Source organism: Pinirhizobacter sp., assembly GCF_035317885.1.
GTDB lineage: Bacteria > Pseudomonadota > Gammaproteobacteria > Xanthomonadales > Rhodanobacteraceae > Pinirhizobacter.
Genome location: NZ_DATHFX010000327.1, coordinates 1 through 4,166 on the forward strand (window position 1 = coordinate 1; position 4,166 = coordinate 4,166).

2 protein-coding genes are annotated in these 4,166 nt (G+C 68.2%); both read right to left on the reverse strand.

Going from position 1 to position 4,166, the window contains the following annotated elements:
• Positions 1-277: 277 nt before the first annotated feature.
• The gene (gene zipA / locus VK519_RS10605) at positions 278-1,330 is read right to left on the reverse strand and encodes a cell division protein ZipA (protein ID WP_324349646.1); all 1,053 of its coding nucleotides are present in this window, start codon (positions 1,328-1,330) and stop codon (positions 278-280) included.
• An 11-nt stretch (positions 1,331-1,341) separates the two neighbouring features.
• The coding region (gene smc / locus VK519_RS10610; protein WP_324349647.1) for a chromosome segregation protein SMC at positions 1,342-4,166 on the reverse strand (2,825 nt) is incomplete at its 5' end.

The following is a 4,166-nucleotide window of genomic DNA, read 5'->3' on the forward strand; positions in this document are numbered from 1 at the left end:
TGGACGCCTGGCCTGTCGCCCGCTGAGCTTGAGCGCCTCGTCGGCGCGCCGTTCGATGCCACGTTCGCCTCCACGCCGTGGTGGAACTACCGCGATCTCCGAGCAAAGGGACGATCGCGGCCGAGACGCGGGCACGCACGCCAGTGCGCCTTGCGCACCGTTCACCGACAATCGTGACCCCTACGATGCCCGATGGGCCCGTTTGCGCAGCGTGAAACGCCCCTTTTGAACGGGGTCAGAGTGAAACTCTGACCCCCAATGGCACGGGCGCAGAACCTTACGCGCCGAATTTGATCTCGACGCCTTCGTGACCGCGGTCCCATCCACGCAGTTCATCGCGGATGTGCGCGATGCGCTGGCGGCCGAGCGCGTTGCGCTCCTCATCCAGCACCAGGCCATCGAGCAACTCCGCCAGGCGCTGCGCCGCGGGCAACATCGTGTCCCACGCATCGAGCGCCGGCACGGGGCCAGGCAAGGTCATGAAGAACGACAGGCCCGGGGTCTGCATGGCTTCGACGCGCTTCAAGTCGAAACTGCCCGGCTTGACGAGGTTCGCCACGCTGAAAATCGGTCCAAGCTCGCGGCGGCCATCGACCAGGCGATGGAAGATGCCCATGTCGCCGAATTCCAGGCCGGCCTTCTCGGCCGCCACGACGAGATCTGTGCCATTGAAAACGTGATCGTCGCGCGATACCACGTACAGGCTGACAATGCGCTCGACGGGCCGCTCGACGGGCCGGCGGCCAACGTCAGAACGCGGCGGCGGCTCAGATGGCGCGGCCGCTGCGGCGCGGACCGGCTCGATGGCCGGGGTGGCTCGGGACGGCGCCGGGCCAGGTGAAGCCGGATCGAACGGCGGCGTATCGGCTCCGGCGGCAGGTGCGGGCTCCGTCCGGCGCGCCGGGGGTGCCGATGGGCGCACGGCGCCCATGGTCGATGCGGTGGGCTCGGTCGGAAGCGGCGAACGCAGGATGTCCTCGATGGAAGCAGAGGACACCACCGGCGCGCTGCGGTCGCCGGCAAGCGTGGCGCCCAGGCGTTCGAGCTCGTCCTGCATATCCATGTCCAGCGTGCCCTGGCGCGGTGCGCGCGAGTTGGGCGGCGGAAAGTCGAACGCGTTGTCGGCGGCCCCGGCCGGCTCATCGCCAAAGGTCGGCTCACGCCGTTCGGGCGCGCGCTGCGGTGCCGGCGGCTGGGGCTTGCGACGGCCCTGCTCTTTCCTCGGCTGGCCGAATAACCAGATCAATCCCAGCACGATCACGGCCACGATCAACAAGGGCACCCCGATGGCGGGGTTCCAGGCCAGGGCAACGACGGGTTCGTGGGTCATCACGGGTTCCTTCAAGCGGCGCCAGCGAGCTTGGCGGCCTCGGCGAGGTCCACCTGGACCAGGCGGGATACGCCCGGTTCACGCATGGTAACGCCACAGAGCTGGTGCGCGGCCTCCATCGTGGCCTTGTTGTGGCTGACGAAAATGAACTGAACCTTCTCGCTCATCTCGCGCACCATCGCCGAGAAGCGGCCGACGTTGGCCTCGTCCAGCGGCGCGTCCACCTCGTCGAGCAGGCAGAACGGTGCCGGGTTCAGGCCGAAAATGGCAAATACCAGCGATACGGCGGTGAGGGCTTTCTCGCCGCCCGAAAGCAGGGTGATGTTGCTCACGCGCTTGCCCGGTGGCCGGGCCATGATCGCAACGCCGGTGTCCAGGAGGTCTTCGCCGGTTAGCTCAAGGTATGCGTGGCCGCCGCCGAACAGGCGCGGGAAGAGTTCCTGCACGCCGGCATTGACGCGGTCGAAGGTCTCCTTGAAGCGCTGGCGCGTTTCCTTGTCGATCTTCTTGATGGCGTTTTCCAGCGTTTCCAGTGCGGTGGCAAGATCGGTGAGCTGGGCGTCGAGGTAGTCCTTGCGCTGGGACTGCTCGGCGTGTTCCTGGATCGCGGCGAGGTTCACCGGCTCCAGGCGGATGATCTTCTGCGAAAGCTCCGCCAGCTGGGCCTGCCAGCGGGAAGGCTCGGCGTCTTCGGCAAGCTCGGCCAGCAACGGTTCCAGTTCCAGGCCTGACGATGCGATGGCCTCGGCGAGCGTGGCCGCGCGCATCTGGATCGACTGCGCAGCCAGGCGCTTTTCGGTGACACCCTCGCGCACCTGGGTCAACTGGTGTTCGATGCGCTGGCGCTCCTGCTCGAGCTTGCGGAATTCCGTGTCGAGGCCTTCCAGTGCACGGCGGGCATCGACCAGCTGGCGATCCACCAGCAGGCGCTGGTCGAGGTAGGTCTGGCGTTCGGCCTCCAGCTCGGCGATCGGGTCGCTACCGGCGGCCAGTTGTTCGGCGATCTCGGTACGGCGCGACTGGATCTGCTTCAACTGGGCATCCATGCGGCCCAGCGCCTGTTCAAGGCCCGTCAGCGCAGAGCGCTTCGATTCCATGCTCAGCGCCAGCTGGTGCGACTGCTCGGCGGCCTCGCGGGCGTTGATACGCGCTTCCTCGCGCGCTTCGAGCAATTCGCGGCGCTCGTTCTCCAGCGCGCGGCGCTGGTCTTCCATGTCGCCCATGTTGCCCACGGACTCATCCAGCCGGGCACGGGCTTCGCGGGCCTGGCCTTCCATCTCATCGAGCTGCTCGAGCACCGTGGCCATTTCGGCACCGATTTTCTCGCTGCGCGCACGGGCAGTTTCCATCTTGCCGCGGTGGCTCTGCAGCTGGCCGGCCAACTCCGACAACCGGCGGTGCGCGGCATACAGGTCGCGCTGGGCGTCGTCGCGTGCGCGCTCGGCCTCGAACTTGGACGTACGCAACGCTTCGAGCCGTTCGGTGCCTTCCTCACCCTGGGCTTCGAGTGCTTCTAGCTGGGCGGCAAGCTGGCGCATGTCCCGCTCGCGCGCCAGCACGCCCACCTGGTTGCCCTGGGCGCGGCGAACACGGGCGAAACCCGGTCCCATCCATGCGCCGTCGCGGGTGATGACCGACTCGCCTGCAGCAAGCGACCCGGCCACGTGACGGGCCTGGTCGAGGGAATCAGCCAGGCGGATACGCGAGAGCATATGGGTGATCGAAGCAGGTCCCCGGACATGGGCGGCCAGGGTGCCTGCGGGGGCGTCGCCACCGGCGGCCGAGGCGAACAGTGCGATGTCGGCGTCGGTCAGCTCGCCCAGTTCCTTGGCAAGCGCCAGTGGATCGTCCACCAGTACACCGTCGAGCAAACCCGCCAGGACCGTTTCCGCCGCCGCTTCGAAACCTGCATCGACGGTCAGCGCCTCGCCCAGGCGACGCGCGCTGGCCAAGCCCAGGCGATCGAGCCAGCCGCTGGCGGCGCTTTCTTCCTGGCCCAGTGCGGCGTGCTGCAGGGCTTCGAGCGAGGCATGGCGGCCGCGCGCGGTCTGCAGCTGCTGGCGCGCGTCGTTCAACCGGGCCTGCACCTGGCGCTCTTCATCGAGCACCCGCTCGTGGGCAACCTTGTGCTGGTCCAGCAGGCTCCCTAAGGTTTCCACGCGCTCGCGCTGGGTATCGTGCTCTGTTTCCAGGGCTTCGGCGGCGGCGTCGAGCGCCGCCACGTCGAAGGCTTGCCGTTCGCCCTCGAGCGCCTCGCGGCGACGGGAGAGGTCGATGGCCTGGCGGTCGAGGTAGTTCAGGCGCGTGCGTTCGACTTCCGCGGCACGGGAGGCTTCCGAGGCGCCGCGGGTGTGCGTGTCCCAGCGCGACTGCCAGTCGGCCAGCCGGGTTTCGGTGCTGCGCTGCTGCTCACCGGTGTCGTCCTGCATCTGCTGCAACGCTTCCAGCCGCGGCTCGCCCTCGGCCAGGGCGGTGCGCAGGGCCTCGATCTGCTCCTGGTCGGCGCTGATGTGCCCCTGCAGTTCCCCGAACTCGCGCTCGGTCTCGCCCTGGGCGCGGATCAGCCGCTCGGACGTTTCGCGGTTGTGCCGCACCTGTTGCTCGACACGGGCGATCTCGGCGCCCACCTTGTACACATCGGCCTGTACCGCATTAAGATGTTCGCTGGCGCCGTGGTGGGTATCACGAATGCCCTCCAGCTGCGCTTCCACCTGCCGCTGCTGGGCCAGGTGGCGTTCGATTTCCAGTTCCGCCTGGCGGAGCGAATCGCCCTCGCCTTCACCCTGGCGCTGCAGCGCGCGGTACTCGAGGGCGCGCATCTCGGCCTCGCGGCGGT

Coding starts and splice junctions, on each gene's coding strand:
- zipA (WP_324349646.1), bottom strand. CDS start 1,330: ATGACCCACGAACCCGTCGTTGCCCTGGCCTGGAACCCCGCCATCGGG.